Raw genomic sequence first — 18,085 nt, 5'->3', positions numbered from 1 at the left:
AATATAAATACAAGCATATGATTATGTTTAATAAATTAAAATAAAAGATAAATATTTACATTGGCCATTTTTATGATGTATAGTATCGCATCGAAACTAAATGGACTTTATAACATCATGAATAAACACGCTGTTTGTATAGACATTAAACAAGATGTTCTTTGGAGTGAAAACTTTCTGCTTCAAACCTAATGAGAATTTATATTTTTCAGCGGGACAATTTATTACCATATCACTACCGACGGATGAAGGTAGTATTCATCGCAGTTACACCCTGAGCAGCTCACCAAAAAATAACTGTACCTTTTCGATCACTGTACGAAAAGTGTTAAAGGGTATAGGTTCCCATTGGCTCCATGAACATTTGAAATCCGATAGCCAAATAGAATTTAGCGGCCCCTATGGTCGTTTTATACCAGACGAATTTGAACAGAAAAAATTGTTATTGCTTGCTGCAGGTAGTGGTATTACGCCATTTTTATCCACCTTACGTGGATGGCGTGATAGAGGGATTTCTGTTGATGCCCTTATGATTTTTAGTATTCGAAACCCAGAGCAAATAATTGAATATCAAGAGCTTAAGTCACTTTGTTACAGCATAAAAGGGCTTTCAGTTATTTTTTTTCCTGAAAATGTCGAACAGCAAAGTTGGAATGGCATATATGGTCGCTTGGATGCTTTATGGCTGTCCTCCTTGTGTAGAGATATAGCCAAACGGGAAGTTTTTACGTGTGGGCCAAGCCTCTATATGCAGACGATTAAGGAATATTTACAAGACACGGGGATAGGTTTAGCAAACTATCACGAAGAAGCTTTTATTTCCCCTCAACAAGCGCCAATTATACCGTTACCAACTGAGCAGGGGAGCAATAAATTCACAGTTTATTTTGCCAATTCAGATATCAAAGTAAGTTGTCATGACCAAGAAACACTATTAGATGTCGCTGAGAATGCAGGTATATCCATAAAAACGGCCTGTCGTTCAGGTATCTGTGGAAGCTGTATGACAATGAAACAATCAGGTAGTGTCGATATGCAAGATTTAGGCGGAATTTTACCTACTGAGGAGAATAAAGGTATGGTCTTACTGTGCTGCAGTAAACCAACCAGTGATATCGTGCTTGATATTTAAACGTACCATACTAAGGAGGAAATATGAAAAAAATACACGTGATCCGTCATTTAGCTTTTGAAGACCTAGGTAATATTCAGCCAGTTTTAGATCAACTGAGGGCCGAGGTAACTTACGTTGAAGCGGGCCAAGATCTCATTGATAGCAGCGTTAATGATTGTGATCTGTTGGTCATTCTCGGCGGTCCTATCGGAGTTTATGAAGAGGTAGATTACCCTTTTATAGCAGACGAATTAGTTTTAATTCAGCAGCGTATTACATCTAAGAAACCGTTCTTTGGGTATTTGTCTTGGTGCGCAATTAATTGCCAGAGCCATGGGCTCAAAGGTATACCCAGGTCATCAAAAAGAAATTGGTTGGGGTCGATTAACGCTTAATGACCTGGTCAATAATCCTCTGGCGATATTGGGTGAACAAGCAATATTACATTGGCATGGAGATACCTTTGATCTGCCATCATCAGCGACGTTACTAGCCAGTAATGATAATTATCCTAATCAAGCTTTTGCCATTGAAGATTTTTGCTTAGCCGTACAATTTCACCCTGAAGTGACCGTCTCTGGTATGGAGCGTTGGCTTATCGGCCATACGGCGGAAATAGCAGCAACAGATAAGGTGAGTGTCACTTCACTTCGCCAAGATAATGCTGAAATTGGTCGGACATTACAACCGATAGCGCAGAAAATATGGACAAATTGGTTCAAGAAATTACCGTGGTAGTTAACCGCGAGCACAATAATAACGCTAGAGAATAGATCAACATTTATTAAACAAGGCTAAAATAACTATGCATAAGATCAACAAACTGTGCCGCGTTTTTTATTGAAAATATTTGAGAGTAACACTCTCAAGGAATACAAGTATAAGGTCAGATATACGTAGTTGTCGCTTAACAACTAGCTTGGCCTCACTTGATAAATAAACTAAGCAAATAATTAATTTAACTTTAACAATAAAATAAGGAAATATTATGAAAAAATCAATACTTTGGTCAGTTATGGCGACTATGGGGATCTTAGCCACTAACAGCATGGCAGAAACTACTTCCGCAGACTATAACACCTACCCATTAGAGTTTCAGAGCATGGCTGCGCCTTTGTCAGAAGTTTCTAAACTGAAAAATGTAATGGTGGCTGTCGATATGATGGAAGCTGAGCTTATTCTTGTAAATGTACACAACGACATCATGCTTCAGCAGTGTTTAGACTGTTTAGCCGGTTGGCCAGGAGGACGTCCACAGCACGTTGTGGTTTCTTCTGACGCTAAAACAATTTATGTCACTACAGATGCTTCTGCCGATTCTGCTGCTCGAGTAGTGATCCTAAAGGTTAAAAAATATAACTGGAATGAAGGGTTTGCCGAACTGAAAGTAGTCAAATCACTACTTGCTGAAGATGCAGGTACGTTATCAACCTTCAACACTCCAACGCAAACATCATACGAACAACCTATCGCGAGTTGGACACAACCGGGTATGACGCAGCTACATGGCCCAACACTTCTTCCTTATTCAAAATACGCTTATTTTAGCCAATGGACGGATAACAAAATCCGTGTTATTGATACCAAAACACAAGAGTTTGCGGCGGTAGATCCCATTGTTATTGAAGGTGTTACTGAGAATAGCCACGGAGTATTTTTCAATAAATCAGGTACTTTAGGCATTTCTACTGGTTATTATTATGATAATTACAATATTGACTTATTTAAGGTTAATAAGAAAACTGGCGGATTGAAACTGAAAAAGAAAATACGCTTAGGTGATGAAAATTCTTATGCTGCTTTTACTCATTTTAATACTTGGCTCGACGAGCGTTATGCAGTAACGGCTTCGATGCAATTCGGCGCAACGTCATTAACACCTGAAGGCGTAAGTATCATTCCACCAAGTGTGTGGATGATCGATACTTGGGAAGGTGAAGCGTGGAAGATTTTAGACAGTACAAACGATGAGTTTGGCTCTGGTGTATTACGTTCAGCGTCTGATCTTACGGTAGCTGCGGGCAAACTCTATATCGCAGAGGAAGACTCTATTGATGGTATTTATGGTGAAGATGGCTTTATTTCAATTTATGATTTATCAGATAGAAATGAACCTAAATTTATCAAACGCTTGAAGCCTGGGGTTGAATTACCTGCTGACTTTACTGTCGCTCATGGTTTAGGTGTTACTGCAAATCAACGCTTCATCTATATTACTAGTTATGCCTCTCGGTATATTTTAAAATTGGATACAAAAACAGATACCATCGTAAAAGTTTATGGTGCTGAAGATGGTTTAACCATGCCACATGGCGGCTATGTTTCAGGTGCGATACGATAAGGTTGCATAGGACGAGTAAACTCGTCCTATTATCAATAAAAGGGCACTAATTTTTCTTTATTTAATGCCCTCTATTATTCATATTCACTAAGGAAAGTTTCCTTGGTTAGTGATATCAAAATCAATTCTACTCGTTTCATTAAGTTTTTGATTTTGTTGTGATAAAAAACAAATCAGAGCGCAGGTTACTTTAAGTACATATCGGTGTAGATCAAGTGCTCTATTGGCTTCTACAGGGATGTAGACCATTAGAGCAAGCCGCCTTGGAATATTTGAAATAGCACAAATGAGCAATAATTAAATGATATTGGTATTCGTTTGATATCTCTAAGTTAACAGAATAAATCGTAAAAGGTATTTCATGCAAAGAATTATTAATCTGTATACCGGATTGCCGTGCTATCAAGCAGATATAAAAGGTGTAACTGCGATTGAAAAATTTCCCGTTAGTACTGCGCTTTATGTTGATAGAACAGGTTTGCCTGGTGATGGTGTCGGTGATGTTGAACGTCATGGTGGCATCGAGCGGGTAGTGCATCAATATCCGGCAGAAAATTATCGACATTGGTTAGCTTTATTTAATATTCAATCAAGTGCGTCTATATTTCAACCGTCCCTATTTGGTGAAAATATTTCGTCTCTAGGCATGAAAGAAAGTGATACCTATATCGGCGATATATATCGCATTGGCTCTGCTTTGTTGCAAGTATCCCAACCAAGAAAACCATGTTGGAAATTAAATTGGAAATCGGGACTTCCTAATGCATCAATATTAATGCAAATGAACGGGCTAACCGGTTGGTTTTATCGAGTAATAGAACCTGGTTACATCAAAGCCGGTAATTCAATTCTCTTAATTGAAAGAATGCCTCAACAAATGAGTATAAAAAACATTGTTAGTGAATTATACGGTAAAGCAGAATCACCTATGTACAAAACAATGCTTAATGAGAAAGAACTTCATGCGATTGCTGATAATCAATTACTCTCAGAAAACTGGCGAAAAGTAGCACTTGAAAGGCTTAGTACAGGTAATATCGAAAGTTGGCAACATCGCCTCTACGGTCCGCCGACCGTCATATAAAAATTAGCGAACATTTGCCCTCTTAATTTCCCTGTATACTAAAGATAAGTATTCTCTTTTTAAATTTATATAGTCATAAAACTGTCAGGGCTTTCTATAGCCATAAAACCGTGTTCTGAAGATATTTGTCCTAAAAAAGATAGACGGTTAAATATGATAATGAACGGTTGACTTTTTCAGGTAGAGCGATGACAATCATTAAGGTATCGAATCGATACTAAAAAAATGAATATCAACTAAATTACCGGCAGTCGCTACAAATATTTTTTGTATTGGTTGCTACAAACAATTTAATCACCCTATTTTTTATTAAATAAAATAATGCCGTTATTAAATGGCATTGAGCATAAGGAGTACAGCATGAACAAACCGAGCCAATCATTGTTAGGTCAATGCATTAGTGAATTTTTAGGCACCGCCCTCATTATTTTTTTTGGGGTCGGTTGTGTCGCCACCCTTGTCCTTTCGGGGGCTAGTTTGAGCCAGTGGGATATTGGCATCATCTGGGGACTTGGTGTCGCCATTGCTATCTATGTTTCAGTGGGCGTAAGTGGTGCACATTTAAACCCTGCGGTTACCTTAGCCTTGATGGTTTTTAAAAATTTTGATAAGAAAAAAGTATTACCTTATATAGCGTCACAATGCCTTGGGGCTTTTACTTGCGCATTGTTAATATACTTCATGTATTTTCAACTATTTATCGAATGGGAACTGTTAAATGATGTCGTCAGAGGATCCAACGAGAGTGTCGCAACGGCGGGTATATTTGCCACCTTTCCGCTTGAGCCTTTAACTAATCTACAGGCCTTGAATGTAGAGATCATCATAACAGCTATTTTAATGCTTTGGGTATATTGGCTTTAACTGATGATAAAAATGGTGTACCAAAGGGTATGGCAGGACCTTTACTTATTGGTCTTCTTGTCGCTATTATTGCCGCAAGCATGGGCGGATTAACTGGATTCGCCATGAATCCGGCCCGTGATTTTGCACCAAGATTGTTTGCCTATTTTGTTTGGTTGGGGTGACGTCGCTTTCACAGGTGGTCGTGACACGATGTATTTTTGGGTACCGATCATAGGACCAATTATTGGCGCGCAATTTGGGGCGGCACTTTACTGTAAAGCTATCTCACCTTTTCTTATCAAAAGCACGGTGATACCGATATTACCACAAGATGATACGAACTCTGTTTCGGAGCTTGTCTCAAACGAAACTTGATTAAAACCAAATTCAAGCAACTATCAATCCCTTGTCGCTCTGATTCATAGTTGCTCTTAGGGTTCATACCGACCTTGATATTCACAGAGTTGCAATTAGACAAGATACAGATTAATTTTTATCAGTAATAAATGAAAGAAGGATCTCACAATGAATAAATTAACATTTAAAGGCCAGGCTATTGAAGTTGAAGGTACATTTCCACAAGTGGGTGAGCAAGCACCAGACTTCACCTTAATCGATAATGCCTTATCGTCTATAAGCAGAAAGGATCTACTGGGTAAAAAGGCGGTATTGAATATATTTCCTAGTATTGATACCCCTGTTTGCGCGACTCAGTTAAGGACCTTTAATCATCAATTATCTGGGATGAAAGATGTCACACTATTATTTTCCTCTCTTGATTTACCGTTTGCCTATAATCGATTTTGTGCCGCTGAAGGGATCGAAAATATCATTACCGCGTCAGATTACAAGCTGTCATCATTAGCAGCCAACTATGGGGTGAAAATGAAAAATGGGCCGTTAGGCGGCCTCTACGCAAGAGCAGTAATCATTCTAAATGAGGCACATGAGATTATTTATGCTGAAAGGGTTAATGAAGTAACCGATGAACCAAATTATGATGCTGCCTTGGCAGTACTAGCATCAAGTTAAACGATGGGTAACTTTACCCAATCTTCTTGTTCCAACTAAATACAGGATGTACTCCATGTTAGATCAAAGGACCGTAGAGGTCATTAAAGCCACCATCCCGGCTGTTAAAGCAAATGCTAATGCAATTACTGAGCATTTTTACCCTTTGTTGTTTAATCAGTATCCAGAGGTTATTCCGTATTTCAATCAAACTAACCAGGGGAAGGGAATCCAGGCTAAAGCATTGGCAGGTGCTGTAGTCGCCTATGCTGAAAATATCGATAGTTTGGGTAATCTGAGCAGCGCTGTAGAAAAAATAGTACAAAAGCACTGTGCATTAGGCATAAAACCCTCCCAGTATGACATGGTTGGCAGCTGCTTGCTCCAATCAATAAAAGCCGTTTTAGGTGAAGCCGCTAACGAGCAAGTGATTGCGGTCTGGGGTAAAGCCTATCAACAGTTAGCTGATATATTGGTCAGCGCTGAAGAGTCCGTCTATAGCACAAACGAGAATCGAGATGGTGGTTGGCGTGGCGAGCGTGCATTTAAACTCTTTAAAAGAGAAAGTGAAAGTCAAATTATCAGTTCTTTCTATTTTAAACCGGTCGATGGCGGTGCTATACCAACGTTCAAACCGGGTCAGTTTCTTACCTTAGTACTGGAAATAGGGGGAAATTACACGTCGGAACTATAGTTTATCCAACGCACCAAATAAGGATTATTTGCGTATCAGTGTAAAGCGTGAGCCTAAAGGTTTGGCCTCAAATTACCTACACGATAAGTTAGAACTGGGGAGAACAATAATTTTATTACCTCCGTGCGGGGATTTTACCTTACGTAAAAACGATAAACCATTAGTCCTCCTCACCGGGGGCGTGGGGATCACTCCGGAATTAGTATGTTGAATACTGAAGTTAATTCAAAACGTGATATTCATTTCATTCACGCCGCGCTCAATAGCCAAGTTCACGCTTTTAAGCAGCATGTCACACAACTAACGAATGACAATAGCAACGTCTCGTCTTATTATCTTTATAGCCAACCGACGGCAAGTTGCAAGCCTAACGGGCAAGGATTTATCACCGCAGAGCTTATTGCATCGCTGATACCCAATGATCGAGACGTAGAATACTATTTTTTAGGACCAAAACCGTTTATGTCTGCCGCGTTGAGAATAGCGCAGGAGTTAGGGATACCTGAAGGTCAGATTCACTATGAATTTTTCGGACCGAGCGAAGCCTTAGTAGTTTAAATAAAAAGGGGGATTTTATTAATACCGAGTTAAACCAATGCGCTCGTCTCCAAGTTGGAGAAATAATAGAGTTCTGCACTAACGCAGTATTAAAAGTCAGGAATTCCAGAATGAAAAATATCAATAAATCATCAAAATTAGACTATGTCTGTTATGAAATACGAGGACCAATAGCGGCAGAAGCTCGTCGTCTTGAAGATGAAGGACATAAAATTTTAAAATTGAATATTGGAAACCCTGCTTCATTTGGATTTTCCGCGCCTAGTGATATTTTAAAGGATGTTATTCATAATTTACCAAGATCTCAGGGCTATGCTGATTCTAAAGGCATTTATTCTGCTCGGGTAGCTATAATGCAATATTTCCAACAACAACAAATTCAGGACGTTAGTGTTGATGATATATACATTGGCAATGGTGTTAGTGAACTTATTGTGATGGCCATGCAAGGATTATTAAATAATGGAGATGAAATATTAGTACCCGCACCCGATTATCCTTTATGGACTGCTTCAATTTCATTATCAGGCGGTAAAGCTATTCACTATAAATGCGAGGAAGAAAATCAGTGGTTTCCAAACATGGACGACATGGCTAATAAAATTAATCAGAATACCAAAGCTATTGTTTTAATTAATCCTAACAACCCTACCGGTTCAGTTTATTCTGAAGAAATATTGCAGGGTATAATTGCGTTAGCTCGTAAACATAGTTTAGTGATTTTTAGTGATGAAATTTACGATAAAATTATCTATGACGAAGCAGTACACATACCTATTGCACGATTAGCACAGGATGTGTTAATTATTACCTTAGGTGGATTATCAAAAAATTATCGTATTGCAGGCTTTAGAGTTGGTGGATGGTACTATCCGGTCCAAAAGAACATGCAAAAGGCTACATAGAGGGGCTTAATATTCTTTCCTCAATGCGTTTATGTGCCAATGTGCCTTGCCAAAATGCCATACAAACAGCTTTAGGCGGCTACCAAAGTATTAATGACCTTATTCAAGGAGATGGTAGATTAAATTTACAACGTAATTTGGCGCATAAAATGATCAATCTTATCGATGGATTATCTTGTAACCCTGCTATGGGAGCTTTATATTTATTCGTAAAAGTTGATGCAAAAAAATTCAATATTAAAGATGATGAGAAAATGGTCTTAGATCTACTACAACAACAACAAATCTTAGTTGTGCATGGAAGTGGGTTTAATGCCGACGATAAAAATTATTTTCGACTTGTATTTTTACCACATATTGATGAATTAAGATTGGCAATAGGAAAAATAGAAACGTTTTTTAGTAATTATCATCAATAAACACAATAGTAATATCAATCACCAGAACCAATAAATTTCAAGTGTTGAATGAGAGTTCTTTAAGTGATTAGGCTGTCTACGGTATAAACTGAAAACAACAGGGAAAGCTCGTTGAAATTACGCCATAACGAACTTATCCAACCCATTTTAATTATTAACAATTTTACTTTAAGGCTTTGATAATAAACTAATATAAAAATTTTAATATACGAACATGCAAGCTTCAGCCAATATATGTTTGATAAGATTTTGTTAAAACAAACTAGTTTATTACGACCTGTAGTCGATACCCCAAGGAAAGAAAATGCTTACACGTAATATGAACATTGCTGATTTTGATACTGAACTTTTTCAAGCGTTAACCAATGAAGTTACTCGCCAAGAAGAGCACATTGAGCTCATAGCTTCTGAAAACTACTGTAGTACTCGTGTACTAGAAGCACAAGGTTCTCAATTAACCAATAAATATGCAGAAGGTTACCCAGACAAACGCTACTATGGTGGTTGTGAATATGTTGATGTTGTTGAACATTTAGCGATTGATCGTGCTAAGGAATTATTTGGGGCGACCTATGCTAACGTGCAGCCACATTCAGGCTCACAGGCGAATGCGGCTGTTTTTCAGGCTCTTGTTTCCCCAGGAGGGAAAGTCTTAGGTATGAGCTTAGCGCACGGAGGCCATTTAACCCATGGCTCTCAAGTTAGCTTTTCAGGAAAATCATACGAAGCTATTCAATATGGTTTGAATAATGAAACAAGTTTAATTGACTATGAAGAAATTGAACATTTAGCATTAGAGCATAAACCAGAAATGATCATTGGTGGTTTTTCTGCATATTCAGGAATTGTTGACTGGGCTCGTATGCGTGAAATCGCTGACAAAGTGGGCGCATATTTCATAGTTGATATGGCTCATGTTGCCGGCCTTGTGGCAGCAGGCTTATATCCCAATCCTGTACCACATGCTCACGTCGTCACTACGACTACTCATAAAACCTTAGCGGGTCCTCGTGGTGGTTTAATTATTTCAGCCTGTGATGATGAAGCTATTTATAAAAAACTAAATAGTGCAGTTTTCCCTGCTATCCAAGGCGGTCCATTAATGCATGTTATCGCAGCAAAAGCGGTTGCTTTTAAAGAAGCATTACAACCTGAGTTTAAAGTTTATCAGCAAAAAGTTTTAGATAACGCTAAAGCTATGGTTGCAGTATTACAGGAACGAGGTTACAAAGTTGTCTCTAATGGTACAGAGAATCATCTTTTATTGCTTGATTTGGTCGATAAAGATATTACAGGTAAAGATGCCGATGCTGCATTAGGTCGCGCAAATATTACTTCAAATAAAAACTCAGTACCTAATGACCCTAGGTCTCCATTTGTCACTTCAGGTTTACGTTTGGGTACCCCAAGCAATTACTCGACGTGGTTTTTATATCGAAGAAACTAGAGTATTAACAGGATGGATTTGTGATATTTTAGACGATATTACTGACGAGAATACTATTGCTACAGTGAAAGTTAGTGTTCAGGAATTATGCTCTCGTTTTCCTGTTTATAGTTAGGAGATTAGTCGTTTGCTATTTTTGACAAATTAAAAATCAAAATGTCCACGTTCAGTTAACAGGCGAATGTGGATGAATACCGGTAACTTTACTATTTTGATCAAAATACTTTCACGACATTTCACAAACAACTAGTTATCATTTAAGGAATAATTAACACGAAAAGATCATTATAAATTAAACATGTTGAGTAAATAGCGAACAGCTCAAGGCATATCACAACTTTGGTATTCACAAATGAGCGCTATTTTTCTTAAATACTTTGATTCTATCACTGAGTACGCATCGACCGCTTCAAAAGCATAACTTACTCGATCTTTTTTTTACCCTCAATTAGTGCTGTACACTTTGGCGCAAAGGGCCGGAAAGGTATCCAAGATTTGGTCACTTAAAACTGCAATGGATTATTTGAAGCGAGCATTGAAAAGCATGACACCATTGCACGTGTTATTTGTCGGTTAAAGGCGAGTGAAATACAAGGGTCGCTTGTATTCAATGTGATACGTAAAATAGCGATGGTACTATTCAAGCAAGATACAACAAAATCAGCGAGTATAGCGAAGAAAAAGAAAATGGAATGCCTCTACAATGATTATAGCTTAACCCTACTAGAGTCTGGGATTAAAAGGCGCTAGCCGTGATGGTTACGGGTATGGGGTAACATAATATTTCAAATTAACGATTGTATATTATGCTAACTTCTTTATGATCTGCCTATTAATATTCAGAATTGGCTAGTGTCTAACCGTTAAACAACTCTGGTGAATTGGGCGGAAGTCAACTAGATTTCAGATGCTCAGGACAATCTAATCGAAGCGCTTTAGCCGGAAGTTCTTTCTTCATTAAATGGCAATAAAATCCCCCATTCTTTTGTTGATAATATTGGCACGAATAACACATTCGGCATGTTATTAAGCCTGACTGACTAAAAATATTGAGCATCTTTAAATTCAAATGGCATAACTGTATTAACTCATTTTCATTTAATGAGCTTAATGAGCTCGACATCAACAAACCAAAATGAGTCAGTTCATTAACCATAGGCTTAGCAATATCAACAATAACAAAACTAAATGCCCGTGCATCATCAGGGTTATAAACTTTTTCTATATATGATTTGTTAACCAGTGTTTTTAAAGAATCACTCGCTGTTGCTTTAGTAACCGAAAACTCTTTTGCTAACATGGTCACTGAGCATAATTTAGTAGAGTGTTCGGCAATAAATATTAATAATTGAGCTTGCAGAGGTGTTAACTTATATCGTTTGGCGGTATCTTGCAGACTGCTTTTAAAAAGAGTCGCTAAGCGCTCAATACCGGCGATGACCTTAGCATCAAGGTTATCTATTTGTTCTATAGGAGAAAAAATATTTTTCATTAGAGATACCTAATTGCGACTTTGCATAACGTTTAGGAAAGAAGAGAGCCTAAAATAAAGCCTAGTTCTATATCATCCACATGCCCAAACCTTCGTAATTTAAGGTCGCCGACCTTATCATATATTAACAAAGTAGGAGTGCCTTGCATTGAATACTTTTCCATGGTTTGTGGTATTCCCCTCGATACACTTGCTTTATCTATCGCAACAGGAAACTTGACCTTAAATTCATGTATAAAAGCAATTAAACTTTGCTCTTTCATGGCATCGTGGTGTTCAAAGACACTATGTAAACCGAGGACTTGTAATTTTTCCTGAGCAAACATCTGCTGTATTTTATTTGCTTGTGGAATAGAGGCAATTACGCAAGCAGGGCATAACATTTGAAAAACATAAACTAAGATGACACTGCCTCGTAAATTATCCAATGAAATTTCATCTTTAGTGTTAAGCCATTTTGAAACGATTAAATCAGACATAATATCATTATCCTAGTCACATTTCTTGCTATTTTAAGCCGTATCATCTTGTAGAAAAATAGAAACAATTACTATTGTACCCTTATAAGATTTATAACTCTGTCCCATTTGAATGCTTTACCGATTTAACGGGTAGATAAATTATTTCGACATAACCAACCCTAGTTATCGTTAATCCCGAAGTATTACTTGATTAACCTGTTAGGGCAACCTTGCATCGGAATAATGTAATAACCTCTATGCAGTATTTCATCTTGAACTGTTGGGTTTGCCATTTCACTATGGCAGAAATTACATTTTTTTTGGTCTATTTCTGCTTCCAACAAACCTAATTCTTTAATATATTGTTGAGCAAATTCTGTTGCTCGGTTTATGCCTTCATCTGAAACCAATACATCAAAATGGTAATAATTGCCATTTGACGTTGTTACGTGTGTATCATATATATGTACCTTCATAGCTTTAGTTTGTACTGTCATCATTATATCCTTAGGTGTATCACCAAATATTTATTAACATCTTTGGAGTCCCCGGCCTTCGAAAGCGAGGTGTTTATCTCACAACTAATATTCTTCTTTCTTAAAACACGACTTACCTGTTTGGCATATGAGACTAGCCCTAAAGTATGCGTATCTAACATAGGCGTCACTTAAGTTTCAGTTTTATAGTTACCAAAAGGTTTGTTCTTTGAACCTATGACTCTATCCATAGGGGGAAATTGACCAACATAAACAAATAGATAATGTTGGCCTTTATTTGTTTTGATTAGCCACTAATACCCGGAAGGCTTAAATTACCAGACGCAACATCAAAAACATTAGTTACACACAATAAAGGGGCATGTACTTGTTGATTTACTCTCAAAGCTGCGGTGACACCGTCATAATTGAACGCTTCACTGAAACCTATATCTTTCATCGGAACACGAACTAATACCTCACTATTTTTCATGCTAAAGTCATAACCTGGACTATCGATGAAAATAGGTAATCCTGGCCACGTTTCAGGCATTGTCGGTTTTTGACCTTCAGGGATATCACGCACCTTCAGAGCGCCTGAACCACAGCTTTCATCTGGAACTAGAACCACCCAGTGACTGTGCCACTTGTCACCATCATTAGCTTTATTGCCGTCATTATCTTCATCGTACAATGGCGTATCATCAAAATCAGGATGAACGGTCAAAGCTAACGCTAAAATCCCTTGATCGGCCTCAAAACCAACCACAGAACTATTCAATTTTGTCGGCCAAACATAGCTATAAACATCAGCCCCGGAAAGTTTACCGTGTGCTTCAGGAACGCTTTTACCAATAGTTCCTCGTACTTGTTGTTGAAAAACTAAATGTGTACCTTGGGTAGTTATTTTAGTATGTAAAATATCAAATTCAGCTAACGTTTTTTCGGACTTTTCGGCCTGAATATGACCTGTATGGTCGTTGCTATGTGCCTGAGCCGTTGAGAATAAAGTTGTCGCCAGTAAAGCGGTAAATATTTTTGTATAAGTTTTCATATTGATGACCTGTAAATAAAAGTTAAATGATCTCTGACCAAGTAGTAGATATAAAATAAGAAATAAAAAAGAAGCCTTTGTATATCCCGGAGAACTGGGGATATCAGGTCATTAAGCTACGCCAACTGCTTTTTTAACATCTTCCATGCTTGCACCAAAATTAATGTGCAATACCTGTCCATTGGTTACTAAAGCGGGTACAGATTTAACACCTAAATTTTGAGCTTCGCCAATACGGCCTTTTGCTTCGGCAAAATGTACAATTTCAAGATCTACGTTTTTCTGGTCAAGTAGGTCTAAAATTTGTTCTTCTGCAGAAACACATACAGGACAGCCGTGTGATAAAAAGTTACTTTGTTCATTATTCATCTCCTTGAAAGATGCTTTTAGTTAGGAATCCTTACTATATAGTTAATATGAACACCGAGTCAACAAAAATTATTAAATTATTTATTCGATCCATGTATATCATCTTGAAGGTGAATTTTAATAAACTAACCAAAAGAGCAAGTATAAAACAAAGTTTTAACAATATGCCTGGCAGTATGAGCTGCTGCTCTTATATCCTTTTTTGCTACCAACAATTAAATGATATTGAATACACATAGATCACAATAATTAAAGCCAATAGAATGGGCTTAGATTGTTAGCCGTATCATTCTTTAAATTAGGCAAAAACAGATCTTAGATAGCTCGAATACTGAATATGAGCAGAAGAATTGTTAATGAATGGGTTACAAAATACCTTAGCCAAGGAAAAACTGTGCTTGAGAGTAAAAACCAACAGAACGACCAAGCTTCTTATCAGAGCAAGAAAAAACGATGAGATTATAATTATATAAAGGCTCTAAGCCGTTCCGATGCCGGAGGAAGGTTACAGTGTAGTATTACGCACAGGGGAATTGGAAAGATTGATCCGCCAGAGAGAACCATCAGTTCTCCGAAACAAAGAGCCTATACCATTGATGATTGAATCATCGCTAAATCCATCTATCCTAAACTTATCCATTAAATCCGTATAACCCTAAGTAGAAAAGTATCAGCAAGAGAAGTTAATCTTTGCTCACTTAATCCTGACATCCTTAATATTTGCCATCGCCGTAATGTATTCTTCGATAGGCTTTGTGCAATAACAGCGCATGTTATTCTTCTTATTTGATATTCAGCTATATTTTCACAAAACTTCATAAAAAACAATTTACAAAGTGGTAAGTCATTTAAATGTTTTCCAACAGTTGATCCACAATCAAGTTTTGATAAATACCAATTCATTGAGTGGCGCGGTTCATCTAACTGAAGTTCGATATCATTTTTAATTCGGCATAATAGTTTTACTAAATGTCGATCACGTTTATGCCAATCAATACGCTGATTTTTAGTAATATTAGGTACTTTATGTTGATTATTAACTTGTAGTAACCAGTCTCTATCATGGCGGTAAAGCCAAGCATATACATAGCCGAATTTGTATTTACGAGCATAATTAACACCATTTTTAACTACCGCGACTAGCCATAGATCTCGATACTTCGTCTTGTCTTTTTCTGTTGCATCAAGCAGTGGTGTTACTGATGCTTTATTTTCTTTTGGTTGTAAACATACCTGTTTAAAAATATCAGCAACCTGCCAACCACTTCCTAATATGCTATGCCAAACAACTAGGTGCTCTAAGTAACTGAATGCTTTTCTGTGTTTACGAAAAATAGTTTTAAGCCAACATATTTCACTGTCTTCAGGGTATAAATCATACTTTCGAAGCCATTTGCTTCCAAAGGACGAAATTATTTTTTCCTTTAACCTGTTGTAATCAATATGTTTGCCACGATTTAATCCATGCTCAAACAATAAAGTTCTATAAAAATAGCTCCATTGCTCAAGAGTCGGGGAATGAAAAGGTTTAAGCTGCAATAACTTATCTAAACTCTGAGTTATTAACTCAGATTGATAGCTATTTGATTTATGATTCAGGTCGATTTTGCAAGAGTAGGAAGTTGCAGGGGTGTATTCGTGTTTGTGATCAGGGTGTCTAAGTAAACTAGAATCAACTAACGTTCCATGTAACAAGCAACTATCTGCACCAAAGAACTTGAAAATTACGTAACCAATAATACTCTCCATATTCATTTTTTTGTTCCAAAAGACAAGCAGGGCAATACCTTAACCACCTAGGTTGTTTAATCCGGGAAGCTGCGACTCCTAAGGTTAAATGAATACTACTTTTTGCTTTCTGTTGCATGAATTTAATGCATTTTTTGCGACGCTGCTCATCAATAAATGGAGCATATAAAGGAAATAGGGTATGTGAATAAATTAGTCCAATAGAAGACTTGGCTTCACATTTAGGGTAAAAACTAGATATTTTATTAACATGATTAGGTAAATCAACTGTAGCTACTACCTTTCTATCATTATAAATCTCATCCGGCAGCTCTTTAGGAGAAATAATCCCTTGATGAACCCTATACCTTGCAATTACGCTATAAAGCAGCTCATTGTGATAAGGAAAAGGAAAGCCAAACATATTATCCGACTTTTTTTATCCAGTTGGGTAAATCAAATAATTCATCACCGTAGTTTAATGTTTTATATAATTTTCCCTTTTCAGCCTGTGAGAACTTAAAACGCATGTCATCTGAATCTAAAGTGTGCCAGTTTTTTTGTTGGATCTTCTGTTGTTTTTTATTCACTATAGGCTTAGTGGGTTTTTCATACCAACCTAATACAATAGGTATAAGTTCTCGTACAGTTAATGTAGGGTAGTCTTTGAAAGCCTGTTCAATTAATGGCAGTAATATTTTAGAGTTACAGTCCATCGCCAATAATAAATTATAAAGCCTCATAGCTTGTTCGTTATTCATAAACGATGGTTCTTTTTCTTGTTCAACTTTTAATTTATCTATCTTTTGCCGTAAATCTAATATCTTTTTATCGATATCAGTTAATTGTAAATCAGAAAAGTCCTTTATCTTTTCTACATCACCTGAACGTAAAGCAGCTAACATAGGATGCACTGGTTTAAGTTCATCGTGATAAACCTGTTTCAATAAATTAACTGTTATGCGTTCAACGCCTGTAGCTATAGCTCTAAGCTGAGCTAATACGAATAACTTAACAACTATATCTAGTACCCCTTGTGATAAATCATACCAACACTCTCGAATTTCATCAGTTAATACTTCGTCTCGCTTTAATAACCACTGATAACGCCATAGTTTATCGCTAAATGCTATCCATTCTGTTTTACGTAATTTTCCAGTTTTTTTATCTTTAGTAGGTTTATCAGCTCTCATTGGCTGCCAAGATAAAGAACCAAATCCAAGACTTCTTCGACCGGATTGTAATTCCAATTCAAATATAGGCCGAGCTTTTGGTGTGCCTACCATAATTACAGGTACGCCTATTACATTAACTAGCTCAACGAAAAACTCTAACATTTTTTCTTTGCCACCTGCATGCTTTCGGCTTAAACGCTGAATTTCGTCAATAACCAGTATTCCTATAGCTTTCTGAGTTGCAGCTTGACTCATTAATGCTAATAACATTTCAGGGCCATGACGTTTTCTTGTATATTTTTCTTCGTAATTAGTATGCAGAACACGATCAAGTTCACGAAAAAAATTTAGGCATAAGCTTTTTAAAGAACCATTGTGGGGGCACTCAATTTTTAAATATGATAACTGAATAAAATTATGTTGTTCGTGATAAATAACTTGGGGATATGTAGCTAATATTCTGTTTATAGTGGAGCTTTTACCACTACCAGAGCACCCTATCAGCGATAAACTCTTAGCTGTCGAATTAGTTTGAGCAAAACGAAAACTATCTAATTCACCAGACATAATTCGCTCATATCCATTTTGCATATGAGTATTTAGCGATCCATCTACTAAGTTGCGACCTACATAACCTCCACGGATCATAATAGAAATTTTTTCTTCCAACTGAAGGTGATTAGCTATTGGTTGAAAAAAATCATCTAGAAGTGAAGACACTTCATGAGCTCGTTCACGGGCATTACTAAACACATCTTTAGGGTTATACTTAACTTTTCCTGTCAGCCTTTTTCTGATTTGTTCTACTGACATTATAGGTGTTAACGCTTCAATAAAGGGATTATTACGATACCGTTCAATACCAGGGTCTTTATATACTGCAGAAATAAAATTACTAGGTAAGGCCATCA

19 protein-coding genes and 2 pseudogenes are annotated in these 18,085 nt (G+C 37.1%); 12 read left to right on the top strand and 9 right to left on the bottom strand.

The features are described from left to right. The first annotated feature begins 166 nt into the window (after positions 1-166). The 3 genes from L3081_RS01785 (at position 167) to L3081_RS01775 (ending at position 3,455) form a co-directional block, all read left to right on the top strand. Positions 167-1,132, top strand: a complete 966-nt coding sequence (locus tag L3081_RS01785) for a flavin reductase family protein (protein WP_242283004.1) — start codon at positions 167-169, stop codon at positions 1,130-1,132. A gap of 276 nt (positions 1,133-1,408) precedes the next feature. Beyond that, a complete protein-coding gene (locus tag L3081_RS01780) occupies positions 1,409-1,852 on the top strand; it encodes a glutamine amidotransferase-related protein (RefSeq protein ID WP_242283003.1) in 444 nt (147 codons plus the stop codon). Positions 1,853-2,102: 250 nt separating this feature from the next. After that, positions 2,103-3,455, top strand: a complete 1,353-nt coding sequence (locus tag L3081_RS01775; RefSeq protein WP_242283002.1) for a YncE family protein — start codon at positions 2,103-2,105, stop codon at positions 3,453-3,455. A gap of 87 nt (positions 3,456-3,542) precedes the next feature. On the opposite strand, the gene L3081_RS01770 is transcribed toward L3081_RS01775, so the two are convergent. Then, positions 3,543-3,704, bottom strand: a complete 162-nt coding sequence (locus L3081_RS01770) for a hypothetical protein (protein ID WP_242283001.1) — start codon at positions 3,702-3,704, stop codon at positions 3,543-3,545. A gap of 112 nt (positions 3,705-3,816) precedes the next feature. Between L3081_RS01770 and L3081_RS01765 the strand changes: the two genes are divergently transcribed. The 9 genes and pseudogenes from L3081_RS01765 to glyA all read left to right on the top strand — a co-directional run bounded on the left by L3081_RS01765 (position 3,817) and on the right by glyA (position 10,534). Beyond that, complete coding sequence (locus tag L3081_RS01765; RefSeq protein WP_242282999.1) at positions 3,817-4,539, top strand: MOSC domain-containing protein; 723 nt, start codon at positions 3,817-3,819, stop codon at positions 4,537-4,539. Between the two features lie 360 nt (positions 4,540-4,899). Then, positions 4,900-5,403, top strand: coding sequence for an MIP/aquaporin family protein (locus L3081_RS26115; RefSeq protein ID WP_274620269.1), 504 nt, complete (start codon positions 4,900-4,902; stop codon positions 5,401-5,403). Beyond that, positions 5,394-5,567, top strand: a complete 174-nt coding sequence (locus L3081_RS26110) for an aquaporin (RefSeq protein ID WP_274620268.1) — start codon at positions 5,394-5,396, stop codon at positions 5,565-5,567. The genes L3081_RS26115 and L3081_RS26110 overlap by 10 nt, the downstream gene beginning before the upstream one ends. Before the next feature lie 343 nt (positions 5,568-5,910). After that, entirely contained in the window at positions 5,911-6,417 is a 507-nt protein-coding gene (tpx, locus tag L3081_RS01755) for a thiol peroxidase (RefSeq protein ID WP_242282997.1), read from the top strand. Positions 6,418-6,472: 55 nt separating this feature from the next. Continuing rightward, on the top strand, positions 6,473-7,090 hold the full coding sequence (locus L3081_RS01750; RefSeq protein ID WP_242282995.1) for a globin domain-containing protein: 618 nt from the start codon (positions 6,473-6,475) through the stop codon (positions 7,088-7,090). Positions 7,091-7,118: 28 nt separating this feature from the next. Further along, a complete protein-coding gene (locus L3081_RS01745; RefSeq protein ID WP_242282994.1) occupies positions 7,119-7,301 on the top strand; it encodes a ferredoxin reductase domain-containing protein in 183 nt (60 codons plus the stop codon). After that, on the top strand, positions 7,295-7,648 hold the full coding sequence (locus tag L3081_RS01740) for an NO-inducible flavohemoprotein (RefSeq protein WP_242282992.1): 354 nt from the start codon (positions 7,295-7,297) through the stop codon (positions 7,646-7,648). The genes L3081_RS01745 and L3081_RS01740 overlap by 7 nt, the downstream gene beginning before the upstream one ends. 110 nt (positions 7,649-7,758) lie before the next feature. Continuing rightward, positions 7,759-8,972 (top strand): annotated as a pseudogene (locus L3081_RS01735) (pyridoxal phosphate-dependent aminotransferase). 304 nt (positions 8,973-9,276) lie between these two features. After that, a pseudogene (glyA, locus tag L3081_RS01730) lies at positions 9,277-10,534 on the top strand (serine hydroxymethyltransferase). Positions 10,535-11,311: 777 nt separating this feature from the next. On the opposite strand, the gene L3081_RS01725 reads toward glyA, so the two are convergent. The 8 genes from L3081_RS01725 to L3081_RS01690 all read right to left on the bottom strand — a co-directional run bounded on the left by L3081_RS01725 (position 11,312) and on the right by L3081_RS01690 (position 18,083). Continuing rightward, positions 11,312-11,911, bottom strand: coding sequence for a MarR family winged helix-turn-helix transcriptional regulator (locus L3081_RS01725; protein WP_242282990.1), 600 nt, complete (start codon positions 11,909-11,911; stop codon positions 11,312-11,314). A gap of 32 nt (positions 11,912-11,943) precedes the next feature. Then, positions 11,944-12,390 carry a TlpA disulfide reductase family protein gene (locus L3081_RS01720; RefSeq protein ID WP_242282988.1) on the bottom strand — a complete coding sequence of 149 codons (447 nt, stop codon included), beginning with the start codon at positions 12,388-12,390 and terminating at the stop codon, positions 11,944-11,946. Between the two features lie 185 nt (positions 12,391-12,575). Continuing rightward, positions 12,576-12,869 (bottom strand): DUF2024 family protein, encoded by a 294-nt coding sequence (locus tag L3081_RS01715; RefSeq protein WP_242282986.1) that lies wholly within the window; start codon positions 12,867-12,869, stop codon positions 12,576-12,578. 286 nt (positions 12,870-13,155) lie between these two features. After that, positions 13,156-13,902, bottom strand: coding sequence for a hypothetical protein (locus L3081_RS01710; RefSeq protein ID WP_242282985.1), 747 nt, complete (start codon positions 13,900-13,902; stop codon positions 13,156-13,158). A 111-nt stretch (positions 13,903-14,013) separates the two neighbouring features. Next, positions 14,014-14,271 carry a thioredoxin family protein gene (locus tag L3081_RS01705; RefSeq protein WP_242282984.1) on the bottom strand — a complete coding sequence of 86 codons (258 nt, stop codon included), beginning with the start codon at positions 14,269-14,271 and terminating at the stop codon, positions 14,014-14,016. 639 nt (positions 14,272-14,910) lie between these two features. After that, positions 14,911-16,026 carry a TnsD family Tn7-like transposition protein gene (locus L3081_RS01700; RefSeq protein WP_242282983.1) on the bottom strand — a complete coding sequence of 372 codons (1,116 nt, stop codon included), beginning with the start codon at positions 16,024-16,026 and terminating at the stop codon, positions 14,911-14,913. Further along, positions 15,971-16,423: a TniQ family protein gene (locus L3081_RS01695; protein ID WP_242282982.1), complete on the bottom strand. Its 453-nt coding sequence runs from the start codon at positions 16,421-16,423 to the stop codon at positions 15,971-15,973. The genes L3081_RS01700 and L3081_RS01695 overlap by 56 nt, the downstream gene beginning before the upstream one ends. A gap of 1 nt (position 16,424) precedes the next feature. Continuing rightward, on the bottom strand, positions 16,425-18,083 hold the full coding sequence (locus L3081_RS01690) for an AAA family ATPase (protein WP_242285467.1): 1,659 nt from the start codon (positions 18,081-18,083) through the stop codon (positions 16,425-16,427). Positions 18,084-18,085 lie beyond the last annotated feature (2 nt).

Origin of the sequence: Colwellia maritima, assembly GCF_022669015.1 — a bacterium.
In the GTDB taxonomy this organism is placed as follows: domain Bacteria; phylum Pseudomonadota; class Gammaproteobacteria; order Enterobacterales; family Alteromonadaceae; genus Colwellia; species Colwellia maritima.
This window is presented reverse-complemented; position numbering and strand designations above follow the sequence as displayed.